Genomic DNA, 14,899 nt, shown 5'->3' with positions numbered 1-14,899 from the left:
GGCCGCTACGCGCGCCGGCTCCGCATCGCCCGGGTGTGGGCGAGCGCGGGGTCGGCCGCGAGTGCCGCGTACTCGGTGGACCCGCGCGGAACGAGCGCGACTCGACTCTCCGCATCGTGATGGAGGCCCCATCCGTAGCGTTTGCCGAGCGGCGACGAGCGCAGGCACGGCTGCCCCTTGGCGAAGTAGGCCTCGCGCGCGGCCACGTCGTCGACGGAGATGCCCTGACGCAGCGCGAACGTCTCGAACACCACGTCGTCGGAGGTGCGCCCGTAGGGCTTCTCGGCGATCAGCCGGTAGTGGAGCGCCGCGATGGTCGGGTTCTCGCTCAGCGGCGGCTCGATCGCGTCGTCGGCCGGACAGTCCTCGGCGACTTCGATGAAGGTCGCGACGTAGTTCGTGGTGTGCGCTGCCATGGGGACAGCATGCACCCGCCCGCCGACATCCGCACCCCCACCTCATGTGTTGCCCTGGCAGCGACCCCGATGTCGGTGGCCTCAGGGAAGATGGAGGCATGAGCGACGTGCTCGAACGATTCACCCCCGCGACGCAGGACTGGTTCCGCGGGGCGTTCGCCGCGCCCACCCCGGCACAGATCGGCGCGTGGGAGGCGATCTCGGCGGGAAAGCATGCTCTCGTGGTGGCGCCGACCGGTTCGGGGAAGACGCTGTCTGCCTTCCTCTGGGCGATCGACAGCGTGTTCGGCGAGCACCAGCGTCGTCCGCAGCCCGCCCTTTCCGCATCCGAGACGGCACCGACGAAGCGCGTCAAGAAGGCCGACACCGACAACGACGAGCCCCGCACGCGCATCCTCTACATCTCGCCGCTCAAGGCCCTGGGCGTCGACGTCGAACGCAATCTCCGCTCGCCGCTGATCGGAATCGGCCAGTCCGCGCGGCGCCTCGGCATGCCCGCCCCGGGAGTCACGGTGGGCGTGCGATCCGGCGACACGACGTCGAGCGACCGCCGCAAGCTGGTCTCGGATCCGCCCGACATCCTCATCACCACTCCCGAGTCGCTGTACCTGATGCTCACGAGCCGCGCCGGGGAGACGTTGCGCGGCGTACACACCGTCATCATCGACGAGGTGCATGCCGTCGCCGCCACGAAGCGCGGGGCCCACCTGGCGGTGAGCCTCGAGCGTCTCGACGCACTGCGCACCTCGTATGGAGCCGAGAAGCCGGCGCAGCGCATCGGCCTGTCGGCCACCGTGCGCCCGATCGACGAGGTCGCTCGTTTCCTGGGCGGCGCGGCGCCGGTCGAGATCGTCGCACCCCCGGCCTCCAAGACGTTCGAGCTCGGAGTGATCGTCCCGATGGACGACATGACGAATCCACCGCCTCCGCCGGGAGTGCCCGGAGAGTCCGGTGACGCCGAGTTCACCGAGGTGACCGGGTCAGTGTGGCCGCATGTCGAAGAGGCGATCGTCGACCGCATTCTGCTGAACAATTCGACGATCGTCTTCGCGAACTCCCGCCGCCTGGCCGAGCGGCTGACCGGGCGGCTCAACGAGATCTACTCGGAACGCATCGGGGTGCCCGTGCCCGATGCGACGGTGCCCGCGCAGATGATGGCGCAGGCCGGTGCGACCGCCGGGGCGGACCCCGTGCTCGCCAAGGCGCACCACGGATCGGTGTCGAAAGAGCAGCGTGCGATCGTCGAAGAGGAGCTGAAGTCCGGTGTGCTGCGGTGCGTGGTCGCGACCAGCAGCCTCGAGCTCGGCATCGACATGGGCGCGGTCGACCTGGTGATCCAGGTCGAGGCTCCGCCATCCGCCGCGTCGGGCCTGCAGCGTGTCGGACGCGCCGGTCACCAGGTCGGCGAGATCAGCCGAGCCGCGCTCTTTCCCAAGCATCGCGGCGATGTGCTGCACACGGCGATCGTGACCGAGCGGATGCTGGCGGGCAAGATCGAGGCGATCCAGGTGCCGCGGAATCCGCTCGACATCCTCGCGCAGCAGACCGTCGCCGCCAGTGCGCTCGGGGCGATCGGCGTCGAGGACTGGTTCGAGACGGTGCGACGCTCGGCCCCGTTCCAGTCGCTCCCCCGCTCCGCGTACGAGGTGACGCTCGACCTGCTGGCGGGGCGTTACCCCTCCGACGAGTTCGCCGAGCTGCGCCCGCGGCTCGTCTGGGACCGCGACGCGGGCACCCTGACCGGGCGACCCGGGGCGCAGCGCATCGCGGTGACCAGCGGCGGCACGATTCCCGACCGCGGACTGTTCGGCGTCTTCGTGGCGGGTGAGTCCACCGGAGCGCGCGTCGGCGAACTCGATGAGGAGATGGTCTACGAATCGCGCGTGGGCGACGTGTTCACCCTCGGCACGACGAGCTGGCGCATCGCCGAGATCACCCACGACCGCGTGAACGTGCTCCCCGCTTACGGTCAGCCGGGCAAGGTCCCGTTCTGGCACGGTGACGGGATCGGTCGGCCGTTCGAGTTGGGTGAGGCGCTGGGCGCGTTCTCGCGCGAAGTGTCGGCGGCGTCTCCCGAGAAGGCGACGCAGCGCCTGATGGATGCCGGGCTCGACGAGCAGGCGAGAGCCAACCTCATGGCTCATCTCACCGAGCAGCGCGAGGCGACAGGAACCCTTCCCACCGACCGCACCCTCACCGTGGAGCGCGGCCGTGATGAGGTCGGCGACTGGCGCGTGATCCTTCATTCCCCGTACGGCATGAAGGTGCATGCTCCCTGGGCCTTGGCCATCAATGCCCGCGTCCGGGAGCGCCTGGGCGTCGAAGGCTCAGCGGTCGCGAGCGACGACGGCATCATCGTGCGCATCCCCGACGCCGAGGCCGAGCCGCCGGGCGCCGAGTTGTTCGTCTTCGACCCTGACGAACTCGAGCAGCTGGTCACCGAGGAGGTCGGCGGATCGGCGCTGTTCGCCTCACGCTTCCGCGAATGCGCGGCGAGGGCACTGCTCATGCCCCGCATGAACCCCAACCGGCGCTCCCCGCTCTGGCAGCAGCGTCAGCGTTCGGCGCAGCTCCTCGAGGTCGCACGGCGGCATCCGACGTTCCCGATCATCCTCGAGACCCTGCGCGAGGTCCTGCAGGACGTCTACGATCTGCCGTCGCTGCGGCGCCTCGCCACCTCGATCGCCGACCGCCGGATCCGCCTCGTCGAGACGCAGCCGGGTCAGCCCTCCCCCTTCGCTCGAGACCTGCTGTTCGGCTACGTCGGCGCGTTCATGTACGAGGGCGACTCGCCCCTGGCCGAACGACGCGCCGCCGCGCTCTCCGTCGACCCGGCGCTGCTGGGTGAACTCCTCGGCACGGTCGAGCTGCGCGAACTGCTCGACCCCGACGTCATCGCCCAGTTCGAGCGCGAGGCGCAGCGACTCGACCCGGATCGCCGGGCGCGCGGACTCGAAGGCGTCGCCGACCTGCTGCGCGTTCTCGGCCCGCTCGACGCCGGTGAAGTGGCCGTCCGACTCTCCCCCGAGACGGATGCCGCGACGAGCACCGACACGGGCACGGGCACCGGCACCGACACCGACACCGACACCGACACCGAGAACGACACCAGCACCACCGACGCCGCCTCCGCCACCGCCACGGAGGCCACCGCGGCCGCACACCTCGACGCACTCATCACCGCCCGCCGCGCGATCTCCGTCACGATCGCCGGCGTGACTCGAGTCGCAGCGATCGAAGATGCCGGCCGTCTGCGTGATGCGCTCGGCGCAGCGCTCCCCACGGGCATCCCCGTCGCGTTCCTCGAACCTCTCGACGACCCGCTCGGCGACCTGGTCAGCCGCTACGCGCGCACGCACGGCCCGTTCACGACCGACGCGATCGCCACGCGCTTCGGCATCGGCGCGGCCGTCGCGCGTCACACCCTGCAGCGCCTCGACAACGCCGGGCGGCTCACGAGCGGCTACTTCCTTCCCTCCGCAGCCGGCAGCGGCGACGACATCGAGTGGTGCGACGCGGAAGTGCTGCGCCGCCTGCGCATGCGCTCGCTCGCGGCGATCCGCGGCAGTGTCGAGCCGGTCTCGCCCGAGGCCTACGCCCGGTTCCTGCCGGACTGGCAGCACATCCGCCGACCGCTCGAGGGCATCGACGGCGTCATGAGCGTCATCGAGCAGTTCGCCGGGGTCCCCATTCCCGCGAGCGCGTGGGAGTCGCTGGTCCTGCCGAGCCGCGTGCGCGACTACACGCCGGCGATGCTCGACGAGCTCACCGCCGCCGGCGAAGTGATCTGGTCCGGTCACGGCACGCTGCCCGGGCGCGACGGCTGGGTCTCGCTGCACCCCGCCGACCTCTCTCCGTTCACCCTCCCCGATCCCGACGGAGAGATCGCCGTCGACTCGCTCGAGGCCCGACTCATCGAGGCGCTGCGGGCGGGCGGCGCATTCTTCGCCGGACAGCTGAAGGACATGACCGCCGCCGAGAACGAGCAGTCGGTCCTCGAAGCGCTGTGGTCGCTGACCTGGTCGGGCCACGTCACCAATGACACCTTCGCCCCGATCCGCTCGCTGCTGGCCGGTGGCTCCCAGGCGCATCGCGTCAAGCGCAAAGCCCCGCGCACCCGCACCTATCGGGGCATGTCTCTGACCCGCACCGCACCACGACCGACCGCGATCGGCGGTCGATGGTCGCTGCTGCCGCCCGTCGAGCCGGATCCGGCCCGCCGGGCCACCGTCACGGCAGGACTCCTGCTCGACCGCTACGGCGTCGTCACCCGCGGGGCCGTGCAGTCCGAAGGCGTGCCAGGCGGCTTTGCCCAGGCGTACCGCGTGCTCGCCGGCTTTGAAGAGGCAGGGCACTGCCGTCGCGGCTATGTGATCGAGAAGCTCGGGGCGGCGCAGTTCGCGGCCTCTGCGACCGTCGACCGGCTCCGCACGTTCGCGGGCCTCTCCGACCCGCCGCCGCGGCTGGCCGTGACCCTCGCCGCCACCGATCCGGCCAACCCCTACGGTGCGGCGCTGGGCTGGCCCAAGCTCGACGTCTCGCATCGCCCTGGGCGCAAGGCGGGCGGTCTGGTCGTGCTGGTCGACGGCACCCTCGTGCTGTACCTCGAACGCGGCGGACGCACCGTACTGTGCTTCACCGACGACGCCGACGTGCTCCGCGCCGCCACTACTGACCTCGCGAACACCGCCCGCACCCGCCGCCTCGAGACCCTCACGGTCGAGAAGGTCAACGGCGACGGCGTCTACGGCACCGAGCTCGCCACCGCGCTGAGCGAGTCCGGCTTCGTCGTCACCCCGCGCGGCTACACCCTGCGCAAGGTCACCTGAATGCCGGCTTCCTCCACCAACCCGACCACACCGACCACACCGGCCACGCCGGCATACCCGACCACCCGACCACACCCGATCGCCCGTCAGTCGCGAGCCCCGCGCCGACGTCTCCTACGCTGAGAGCATGATCCGAGAGTTCGCTGCCGGCGTCCGCCTTCTGCTGCGCGGGTTCGCCCTGTGGCGCACCCGGCCCGGCCTGATGAACCTCGGGCTCGTTCCGGCGATCATCACCCTCGTGGTCCTGGTGGCGGCCGTGCTGCCGGTGATCCTGGGCATGACGTCGATCTCGCAGTGGCTCACGCCTTTCGCCGACACCTGGGAGCAGCCGTGGCAGGGCCTGCTGCGCAGCGTCGTCGGATTCGTCGTCATAGCGGCGACCCTCGCACTCGCGAGCACGGTGTTCAGCGCCCTCACCCTCACGATCGGCGACCCCTTCTACGAGCGCATCTGGCGGGCGGTCGAGGTCGACCTCGGCGATCCGCCCCCGGCCGACGGCGGGAGCATCTGGACCGCGATCGGCGAAGGCCTGCGGCTGGTGCTGCTCGGCATTCTGATCGCGATCCTGGTGCTGCTCTGCGGCTTCGTCCCGCTGATCGGCGGACTGCTCGGCCCCGTCCTCGGCGTCGTCTTCTCGGGGCGCCTGCTGGCCCGAGAGCTCACCGGCCGCGCGTTCGACGCCCGCGACCTGTCGCCGCTCGACCGCGCGGCACTGTTCCGCGGAAGCCGTGCGCGCGTGCTCGGATTCGGCGTCGCCACCCAGCTGTGCTTCCTCATTCCCGGAGGCGCCGTCGCGGTGATGCCCGCCGCGGTCGCCGGGTCGACGATGCTCGCGCGCACGATGATGCAGCGGGCGACACCCCCGGCCGCGCCGACAGCCGCCCCCGGCACCCACCCCGCGCCGGGCCTCGCCAGCGGCTCCAGTGCCCCCGGCACCCACCCCGCGCCGGGTCTCCCGAGCGGCCTGCCCAACGGCCAAGCCGGCACTCCCGACACCCGCCCGCCTCAGACCGGACCCCGCTGATGCCCGAGGGCGACACCGTCTTCCGCGCCGCGCGCCGCCTCGACGAGGCCCTCGCCGGAGCGGAGGCGACCCGGTTCGACCTGCGCGTGCCGCAGGCGGCGACCATCGATCTCACCGGTCAGCCGATCCACGGCGCGGTCGCGCGCGGCAAGCATCTGCTGATCCGCGTCGGGGAGTTCACGCTGCATTCGCATCTGCGCATGGACGGCGAGTGGCTGATCTACGGCAAGGGCGAGAAGTGGAGGCATCCGGCTTTCAAGGTGCGCGCCATCGTCGGCACCGCCGAACGCGAGGCCGTCGGCGTCGACATCGCCGAGATCGAGGTCGTCCCCACCCGCGATGAAGAGCAGCTCGTCGGCTATCTCGGCCCCGATCCGCTCGCCGCCGACTGGGAGGCCACAGAGGCTGTGCGCCGTCTCGGCACCGACACCCGCAGCATCCATGTCGCACTGCTCGATCAGCGCAACGTCGCCGGATTCGGCAACGTGTATGCGGCAGAACTCCTGTTCCTGCGCGGAATCCTGCCCACCACGCCCACCCAGGAGGTCGATCTCGTTCCGCTGATCGACCTGGGCGTGCGCACGATCCGGGCCAACCGTGATCGCTCCGGTCGCACGTTCACGGGCATCAACCGTCCCGGTCAGGCGATGTGGGTCTACGGCCGCTCGGGCAAGCCGTGTCGGCGCTGCGGAACCCTCATCCGCCGGGGTGAGCAGGGGGCCGATCCGACCCGTGAACGCATCACATTCTGGTGTCCCTCGTGTCAACGCTGAACAGTATCCATCCGCGGGAATGAATCCGCCCCCCTCCTGGTTGTTTCTATCTCCGGGGGAACCGGAACACGGGGAGGAATCGTGGGAAAGAACTACGTCGACATCGAGAACGACCAGGGCGCGACGCTGAGGTATCGCAAGCACGCGAACGGCCGGGGACTCGTCGCGCACGGCGCGAAGGTGCATCCGAAGGCTCACATCGAGGCGGGTGCCTACATCGAACCGGGAGCCCGTATCGGCGCCGGGGCGACGATCGCGCGCGGCGCATGGATCGAACCGGATGCCGTGATCGGCGAGGGCGCTCACATCGAGGCTCACGCGCACATCGGCCAGGGGGCTGCCGTCGGTGACGGCGCCTACATCGGCGTCCGCACGGACGTCGGAGCCGGAGCACGCATCGTTCGCGGTGCACGCATCGGTGACGACGAGATCGTCGCCGCCGGGCTGACCATCGCGACGAACCCGAAGGGACTCTGGCTCGCCGCCTGAGGATCAGCTCTCGAGAACGTCCGCCTGAGAACGACCGCGCGGGCCCGGACCGGCTACAGCAGCCGGCGCTCCGTGGCCCACACGGTCAACTCATGCCGTGACGACAGCTGCAGCTTGCGCAGCACCGCCGAGACGTGGGTCTCGACGGTCTTGATCGAGATGAACAGCTCCGCCGCGACCTCTTTGTAGGCGTAGCCGCGAGCGATCAGTCTCATGACCTCCTGCTCGCGCGCCGACAGCCGGTCCAGCTCGTCGCTTGCCGTGGCGGTCTCTCCCGACACGGCCCCGAACGCGTCGAGCACGAAGCCGGCGAGTCGAGGTGAGAACACCGCGTCTCCGCCCGCCACCGCATGTGCGGCACGACTGACCTCGACGCCCGACGAACCCTTCGTGATGTACCCACGCGCTCCCGCGCGGATGACTCGCACGACGTCGGCCGCGGCATCCGACACGCTCAGCGCCAGAAAGCGCGTCGTCGTCGGCGACGACCCACGGATGACGGCTTCACCCCCGGTCGCGTCTTCGCCTCCCCCGCCCGGAAGATGCACGTCGAGCAGCACGATGTCGGGCTGCGTCGCTCGGATGACCCCGATCGCGGACGGCACGTCGGCCGCCTCGCCGACCACGTCGACGCTCTCGTCGAGGTCGGCGCGCAGGCCGGAGCGGAAGATCGAGTGATCGTCGACGATCACCACGCGAATGCGTTCAGCCACGGCCGTCCCCCGTCGTCGAGATCGTCAGATGCACCTCGGTGCCACTGTCGTCGCTGCGCAGCGCCGCGGATCCTCCGGCGCGCCGCATGCGTCCGATGATCGACTGCCGCACACCGAGCCGATCGCTGGGCACGGCCTCGAGGTCGAAGCCGTCGCCACGGTCGCGGATGTACACGTCGACGCCCGCCGCGCTGCCCTCGATGTACACCGAGATCTCGCCGCCGGCGTGACGGGCGGCGTTGAGCATGGCTTCGCGAGCGGCGGCTGCGAGTTCACCGCTGGCGCGCTCGGCGGAGAGCCCGGCCGAGACCACCTCGATGCGCACGGCGTAGTCGAGCTCGAGGGCGCCCCCGTAGTCGCGGAGGTCGGTGGAGAGGTCGCTGTCGGCCGGGGCGTCACCGTCGTACAGCCACGCCCGCAGCTCCCGCTCCTGCGCGCGCGCGAGACGAGCCGCCTCACTCGAGGCCCCCGCGCGGTTCTGGATGAGCGCGAGTGTCTGCAGCACCGAGTCGTGCAGGTGCGCAGCCATCTCGCTGCGCTGCTCCTCGCGGATGCGTCGAGTGCGCTCGCCCGCGAGTTCACGCCAGCGCGGGATCAGCGTCGACGACGCCACCGCCAGCACGCCGACGAGCGGCAGCAGCGCCAGCAGGAACTCCACGCCGCCGACGGCCTGCCCCAGCATCACCAGGAACAGCACCGCCAGCAGCGCCACCGACAGGATGCGCACCACGGTCGTATGCCGCGGGCCGCGGGCGGTGTCGGTGCGGTCGATCAGTGTCGCCCAGAGCCCGGCAGCGGTGGCGAGGATCGCCGTGGCGGTGGAGGTCAAGGCCCCGGGCGCCTGTGAGAGCGCACCACCCGCAGGACTGCCGACCGTGAACGACGTGAGCGCCAGCAGTCCCACCGCGGCCGGGGCGAGCAGCATCCACGCCACGGGCACCCGGCGCGACGGGGCGTCCTCGCCCTCGGCCCACGGTGTGAACACCCAGCACCAGGCGTACAGCAGCACCCCCGCGCCCCCGCACAGCGTGAGTGCGAGAAAGAGCCCACGGATCATCCACACACGCACGCCGAGGTGGCGGGCGAGTCCGGCGCTCAGCCCCGAGACCAGGCACTCGCGGTCCCGCGTGAGTGCCGGCCGCGGCGGCGGGGCGATCCGCGGAGGGCGCGCAGAGAGCGGCGGTGCGGAAGAGGACATGCCGCCATCCAATCACTCGCGGCCCCGCTGAGGGGATTCCCCCGGCGAGGATCAGGGGACGCTCAGGGGTTCCCCCCATGGCCGAGCAACCCCGATCACGGACAGTATCGAAGCATGACGATTCCGACAGCGCCTCCCCCTGCCGCCGACGCCGATCCGGCTGCCGACGCCGATCAGGCCGCCGGCCGCAGCACGCCGCCCTCCACGCTGCACTCCGAGCGGTTCTTCCTGTGGGTGTCCGGCCTCGGCGTCGCACGCTCGGACGGATGGCTCGGCGGCGTCGCCGCCGGCATCGCGGCACGTCTGCGCATCGACCCGCTGATCGTGCGCGGGGTGCTGGTCATCGCCGCCCTGTTCGGACTGCCCGTGATCTTCCTCTATGCGATCGCCTGGGCGCTGCTGCCGGATGCCGACGGACACATCCACGCCCGCGACATGCTGCGCCGCACGTTCGAGCCGGTGCAGCTCGGCATCCTCGCCATGGCGGTCATCGGCCTCATCCCCATGGCGCCGCTGAGCGGCCGACTCTTCGGCCTCGGCTACGAGAGCTGGTCGGCGCTGTCGGTGTTCGGCTGGATCGTCGGGCTGATCCTCGTGGGCGGACTGCTCTTCCTGATCGTGCGTGCTGCGAGCCGCACCCCGGGGGATCCGGTGTCGAGCGCGGCGATGGCTGCGCCGCACTCCGCCGCCCCGGAGGCATCCGCGACCTTCGGCGGCTCGGGTGCCGCCGAAGGCGCGGATGCGACACGCCCCGCCCCGGTGGGCGTCGGCGACGCCGTCGGTGGTCATGTCTTCGCAGCCGATGACCGACCCCTCGCTCCTGCTCCTCTCGCCGACGGACCGCAGAATCCCGAAGAACTCGCGGCCTGGCGTGCGCAGCACGCGGCGTGGCGCGAGCAGGATCAGGCCTGGCGACGCCAGCAGCAGGATGCCGAGCGCGCCGCGCGCGATCAGATGCGGCGGGAACGCCAGTCCACGGCTGCCGCCTTCGCGGCCGAAGCCGCCGAACGCCGCCGCGTGCGCCGCGCCTCGAAGCCGCGGGCCAGCGTGGCGTTCGTCGCCGCGGTGCTCGGTCTGGCACTGGCGGTCGGCGCCGCGGTCGCACTGATCGGCGGCCCCGCCGCAGGCGCCGTCGGACTCCTCTCGGCCGCTCTCGTGCTCGCCCTCGGCATGATCGTCGCCGGCGTGATGCGCCGACGCAGCGGCATCCTGGCCTTCCTCACGGTGATCGCCCTCGGCGCAGGCTTCGCGGCCGGATCGGTCAGCGTCACCGGCGACCTCACCGTCGGGTGGGCATCGATCTCGAACAACGAATCGGCGCACGTGCGGCAGCCCTTCGGCGACCTGAACATCAGCCTCACACCGCACGAGGGCGGCCCACGCCCCATCGTCGTCGACAAGGGCACCGGGCAGACCTGGATCGATGTGCAGCCGGGGGTCGAGCTCCACCTGAGCGCGAGTGTCGGCGGGGGCACGGTCAGCTGGATCCGCATCGACCCCGACACGGGCGAGGTCAACGACTCCGGCGTGTGGCCGCTGGTCGGCCGGCAGGACGGCACGCTCACCGCGACCACGGTCGTGTCTGCGGAGGGCACGCCCATCCGCACCCGACAGGACGTCACCCTCACCCAGACCTCCGGCGACGTGCAGGTCACCATCTACGAGCCCGCAGAGGAAGACCGATGAGCACCGACATGACGTCCGCAGAATCCCCCGAGCCCATCGCCGCTCCCCGCCTCCGCCTCGCGGCGATCGTCTGGGGCCTGGTCTTCTCCGCGTCCGCGATCGTGGGCATCTGGCTGCTCGGCGACGACCGCCGCCGTGACGATGCCGCGGACTGGATGACCTCGCTCACCCCGAGCGGGGCGGTGGCCGCGATGCTGCTCACGATCGGAGTCCTGGTATTGGTGACGGGCGCGGCCGGTCTGCTCCGCCATGCGCAGCGGCGCTCGTCCGAGTCGTCGCTCTAGCCGCGCCCGCCGCGCCGCGTCGCGCCCGATAGCCTGGTCCTCATGGCGACTCAGGGACGGCGACCGGCGCGGCGCAGCGGCGGTGGCCCCGCGCGCCCGAAGAGGACCGCCGTCACCGGCGCCGCCCGCAACGGCGGAAAGGCCCCGGCGAAGCGCACGCCACCGCAGACGAAGGTCGTGTTCGACGCCCCTCTCGAGACCGAGGCGCCGCGGGTGTTCCGTCTCGGCGTCGTGCCCGGTGCCACGCCCGGAAAGTGGATCGACGCCTGGAAGCAGCGGATGCCGCAGGTGCCGCTCGACGTCGTCCCGATCGAGGTCGCCTCTCAGCTCGACTCTCTCGCCGAGGTGGATGCCGCACTGCTGCGCCTCCCCGTCGATGACGCGGACCTGCATGTGATCACCCTCTATGACGAGACGCCCGTCGTGGTCGCCGCCGCCGACTCGCACCTGCTCGCGGTCGATGAGCTCACGATCGCCGACCTGGCGGGTGAAGTCGTCATCGCGCTGACCGACGATGTGCTCGGCCCGATCGATCTTCCCGGTACGACGCCGGCACGATTCGCGGCCCTGCCGACCGACGAGGCGATCGCCACCGCCGCATCCGGCGTGGGGATCGTGGTCGTTCCGATGTCACTCGCTCGCGCGCATCAGCGCAAGGATGCCGGTCACCGTCCGTTGCGCGACGGGCCGGTCTCGACCGTGGCACTCGTGTGGTCGCGCGACGCCACGAGTCCTGACATCGAGACCTTCGTGGGCATCGTGCGCGGCCGCACATCCAACTCCTCGCGCTGACACAGGGCGTCTCGCGCGTTTCTCGGGGTCATCCGCCCCTCGTTAGAATCGCCGGATGGGTTCGCTTCTCTACGTCTGTGTGCGCCCGGAACGCGGAGCGGCCGATGCCGAGCACGCGTCGTTCCGGCGGGCGCTCGGCGTCGACGTCGTCGACCGCCTCGATCTGCTCGACGCTCCGCTCGATCCCGCCCGTCTGCGCGGCTACTCCGGGGTCGTGGTGGGCGGCTCGCCGTTCAACGTGACCGACGAGGTGAAGCTTCCCGAGCAGCTGCGGGTCGAGGCCGATCTGCGCACCATCGCCGACCGCGCGATGGATGCCGACATCGCCGTGTTCTTCACCTGCTTCAGCATCGGCGTGGTGACGCACATGCTGGGTGGGGCGGTCACCACCGAGACTCCGGAGGCGGCGAGCGCCACGGTGATCCGTACGACGCCTGAGGGCGCGGCCGACCCGGTCTTCGGACCCAGCGCGCCTGCGCTCACGGTGTTCACCGCGCACAAGGAGAGTGCGGCGGCACTGCCCGAGGGCGCGACGCTGCTCGCCACGAACGAGGCCTGCCCGGTGCAGGCCTACCGCGTGGGCACGCACCTCTACGCCGCGCAGTTCCACCCCGAGCCCACCCCGCGCGACTTCGCCGACCGCATGACGTTCTATCGCACCACCGGATACTTCGACCCCGATGAGTTCGACAGCGTGCAGAACACGGTGCTCGCCTCGGTCACCGAGGGTACGCAGCTGCTCCGTCGCTTCGCGGAGACCTTCGCCTGAACGGCCTGCCTGTGCTGGCCGCCACATATGACACCTGCTCGAGGGCGCACCTGCCTAGCCCCGCGCGAGGGGACATGAATGGCCGCATGGCGAGGGATGAAGCGGCCAGGTGTGACACCTGCGGGAGAGGGCCGTAGCGCAGGAGCACACGAGGGGACACAGATGGCCGCATGGCGAGGAGGGAAGCGGCCACGTGTGACACCTGCGGGAAGCGGGCAGCAGCGCAGAAGCACGCGAGGGGACTTGAATGGCCGCGTGGCGCGCGCGCAAGCGGCCATGTGTGACACCTGCGGGACGGCGCGCAGCCCCCGCGTCAGTCCGGGCGCGCGGTGACCAGGATCGGGCGGTGGTCGCTCGAGGCCTGGGGAAGGGTCGTGATGCCGTCGATCTGGAAGCGGATGGATGTCGCGAAGTCGTAGTGCCCGCGGAACACGCGATAGCGCGTGTAGGTGTGATCGTCGCTGAGCGTGAGCGCGTACCCCGCCACCCGCGTCAGGCGTGCAGCAGATCGATCCGCTCACGCAGGTAGCGCTCCAGCGGCATGTACCCGCCCGCGGTGCTCCACCGCACCGACGGCACACCGTCGAGCAGCGCCAAGGGACCCGATGAGCCCCCGGCATCCACCGCGTCGACGTCGATGACGCTCCACCCGACGTGCACGATCTCGCCCGCGGCGAAACCTCCGCGTAGGGCTTCCTCGCGCCGCGCCGCCCGTGCCCTCGCGGACTCCGCCGTGTAGCCGCGGCGACCGGGATCTGCGGCGCGCAGCACCTCGGCGGTCGCCAGCGCATGGGTGTCGGTGAGCAGCAGCACGCCCAGATGCCATGCGGCGCCGACGCGCACGATGCGGCGGCCGCGCCACCGGGAATCGCGCTCTTCGCCGAGCCCCTCCTTCGAGACGCCGGCGAGCTCGGCGACGGCCTGCGTCAGCAGAGCGGATGCCGTCATCACCGTCCTCCTCGCCACATCACCACGTCCCCCAGTATCCCCCTGGGCCGCCGCGATTCGTCGCGCGGTACGCGGGCACGGCAGAATCGAGGGACACCCTGGAGGAGCATCCATGTCCCAGCCCGACACCGCCCGTCTTCTGATCGCCTGCGACGACCAGCCCGGCATCGTCGCCGCCGTCGCCGGCGTGCTCTCCCAGCACGGCGCGAACATCATCTCGCTGGACCAGCACTCGACCGATTCCGAGGGCGGCCGCTTCTTCCAGCGCACCGTCATCCACCTCGCCGGTCTCTCCGCCGCCCGCACCGCACTCGAAGCGGACCTCGCGGTCGTCGCCGAGCGCTTCGACATGGAGTGGTCGCTGCACGACACCGCACGCCGCAAGCGCGTCGCGATCTTCGTGTCGAAGTACGACCACTGCCTGATGGAGCTGCTCTGGCGCACACAGCGCGGGCAGCTCGACATCGACATCACGATGGTCGTCTCGAACCACCCCGATCTCGCCGAGTCGGTGCGCTCGTTCGGTGTGCCGTTCGTGCACATCACCTCCACCGACAAGCAGCTCATGGAGCAGCGCCAGCTCGAGCTCCTGCGCGGCAACGTCGACCTGGTGGTGCTCGCCCGCTACATGCAGATCCTCACTGACGACTTCATCGAGCGCCTCGAGGTGCCGGTGATCAACATCCACCACTCGTTCCTGCCCGCCTTCATCGGCGCGAACCCCTACGCCCGGGCGAAGGATCGCGGCGTGAAGCTCATCGGCGCGACCGCGCACTACGCGACGGCCGACCTCGACGAGGGACCCATCATCGAGCAGGACGTCACCCGCGTGACCCACTCGGAATCTGCCGCACAGCTGCAGAGCCGCGGCGCCGATGTCGAGCGTCAGGTGCTCGCCCGTGCCGTGCAGTGGCATGCCGAGGACCGGGTGATCGTGCACGGCCGCTCCACCGTCATCCTCTAGCCGACGAGCTGTCT

13 protein-coding genes and 1 pseudogene are annotated in these 14,899 nt (G+C 70.9%); 9 read left to right on the top strand and 5 right to left on the bottom strand.

What is annotated here, in order from left to right; genetic code table 11:
* Positions 1–5: 5 nt before the first annotated feature.
* Complete coding sequence (locus tag AC2D10_RS15240; protein WP_484708876.1) at positions 6–416, bottom strand: DUF6157 family protein; 411 nt, start codon at positions 414–416, stop codon at positions 6–8.
* A 98-nt stretch (positions 417–514) separates the two neighbouring features.
* Here AC2D10_RS15240 and AC2D10_RS15235 point away from each other — a divergent pair, with 98 nt between their 5' ends.
* The 4 genes from AC2D10_RS15235 (at position 515) to AC2D10_RS15220 (ending at position 7,531) form a co-directional block, all read left to right on the top strand.
* On the top strand, positions 515–5,245 hold the full coding sequence (locus AC2D10_RS15235; RefSeq protein ID WP_484708875.1) for an Lhr family ATP-dependent helicase: 4,731 nt from the start codon (positions 515–517) through the stop codon (positions 5,243–5,245).
* A 127-nt stretch (positions 5,246–5,372) separates the two neighbouring features.
* Positions 5,373–6,269 carry an EI24 domain-containing protein gene (locus AC2D10_RS15230; protein ID WP_484708874.1) on the top strand — a complete coding sequence of 299 codons (897 nt, stop codon included), beginning with the start codon at positions 5,373–5,375 and terminating at the stop codon, positions 6,267–6,269.
* Positions 6,269–7,042 (top strand): DNA-formamidopyrimidine glycosylase family protein, encoded by a 774-nt coding sequence (locus AC2D10_RS15225; RefSeq protein WP_484708873.1) that lies wholly within the window; start codon positions 6,269–6,271, stop codon positions 7,040–7,042. Before AC2D10_RS15230 ends, AC2D10_RS15225 begins: the two co-directional genes overlap by 1 nt.
* A gap of 81 nt (positions 7,043–7,123) precedes the next feature.
* The gene (locus AC2D10_RS15220; protein ID WP_484708871.1) at positions 7,124–7,531 is read left to right on the top strand and encodes a transferase; all 408 of its coding nucleotides are present in this window, start codon (positions 7,124–7,126) and stop codon (positions 7,529–7,531) included.
* 53 nt (positions 7,532–7,584) lie between these two features.
* Here AC2D10_RS15220 and AC2D10_RS15215 read toward each other — a convergent pair whose 3' ends face one another.
* Positions 7,585–8,244 (bottom strand): LuxR C-terminal-related transcriptional regulator, encoded by a 660-nt coding sequence (locus AC2D10_RS15215; RefSeq protein ID WP_484708868.1) that lies wholly within the window; start codon positions 8,242–8,244, stop codon positions 7,585–7,587.
* The gene (locus AC2D10_RS15210) at positions 8,237–9,442 is read right to left on the bottom strand and encodes an ATP-binding protein (protein WP_484708865.1); all 1,206 of its coding nucleotides are present in this window, start codon (positions 9,440–9,442) and stop codon (positions 8,237–8,239) included. The genes AC2D10_RS15215 and AC2D10_RS15210 overlap by 8 nt, the downstream gene beginning before the upstream one ends.
* A 114-nt stretch (positions 9,443–9,556) precedes the next feature.
* Between AC2D10_RS15210 and AC2D10_RS15205 the strand changes: the two genes are divergently transcribed.
* From AC2D10_RS15205 to AC2D10_RS15190, 4 genes are read left to right on the top strand one after another with little or no spacing between them, the layout of a single operon-like run.
* On the top strand, positions 9,557–11,128 hold the full coding sequence (locus AC2D10_RS15205) for a PspC domain-containing protein (protein ID WP_484708864.1): 1,572 nt from the start codon (positions 9,557–9,559) through the stop codon (positions 11,126–11,128).
* On the top strand, positions 11,125–11,412 hold the full coding sequence (locus AC2D10_RS15200) for a hypothetical protein (RefSeq protein WP_484708863.1): 288 nt from the start codon (positions 11,125–11,127) through the stop codon (positions 11,410–11,412). Before AC2D10_RS15205 ends, AC2D10_RS15200 begins: the two co-directional genes overlap by 4 nt.
* A gap of 42 nt (positions 11,413–11,454) precedes the next feature.
* On the top strand, positions 11,455–12,204 hold the full coding sequence (locus tag AC2D10_RS15195) for a LysR substrate-binding domain-containing protein (RefSeq protein WP_484708862.1): 750 nt from the start codon (positions 11,455–11,457) through the stop codon (positions 12,202–12,204).
* Between the two features lie 55 nt (positions 12,205–12,259).
* Positions 12,260–12,973, top strand: a complete 714-nt coding sequence (locus tag AC2D10_RS15190; RefSeq protein WP_484708861.1) for a glutamine amidotransferase-related protein — start codon at positions 12,260–12,262, stop codon at positions 12,971–12,973.
* Between the two features lie 313 nt (positions 12,974–13,286).
* On the opposite strand, the pseudogene AC2D10_RS15185 reads toward AC2D10_RS15190, so the two are convergent.
* Positions 13,287–13,463: pseudogene (locus AC2D10_RS15185) on the bottom strand (endonuclease/exonuclease/phosphatase family protein); the annotation flags it as partial.
* A 2-nt stretch (positions 13,464–13,465) separates the two neighbouring features.
* Positions 13,466–13,921 (bottom strand): glutaminase, encoded by a 456-nt coding sequence (locus AC2D10_RS15180; protein WP_484708860.1) that lies wholly within the window; start codon positions 13,919–13,921, stop codon positions 13,466–13,468.
* A 112-nt stretch (positions 13,922–14,033) separates the two neighbouring features.
* Between AC2D10_RS15180 and purU the strand changes: the two genes are divergently transcribed.
* Complete coding sequence (gene purU / locus AC2D10_RS15175; protein ID WP_484708859.1) at positions 14,034–14,885, top strand: formyltetrahydrofolate deformylase; 852 nt, start codon at positions 14,034–14,036, stop codon at positions 14,883–14,885.
* Positions 14,886–14,899 lie beyond the last annotated feature (14 nt).

It is taken from the genome of Microbacterium sp. PI-SA-G (genome assembly GCF_057215335.1).
Note: the sequence above shows the minus strand (reverse complement) of the source record. Positions and strands in the feature narration are given on the sequence as shown.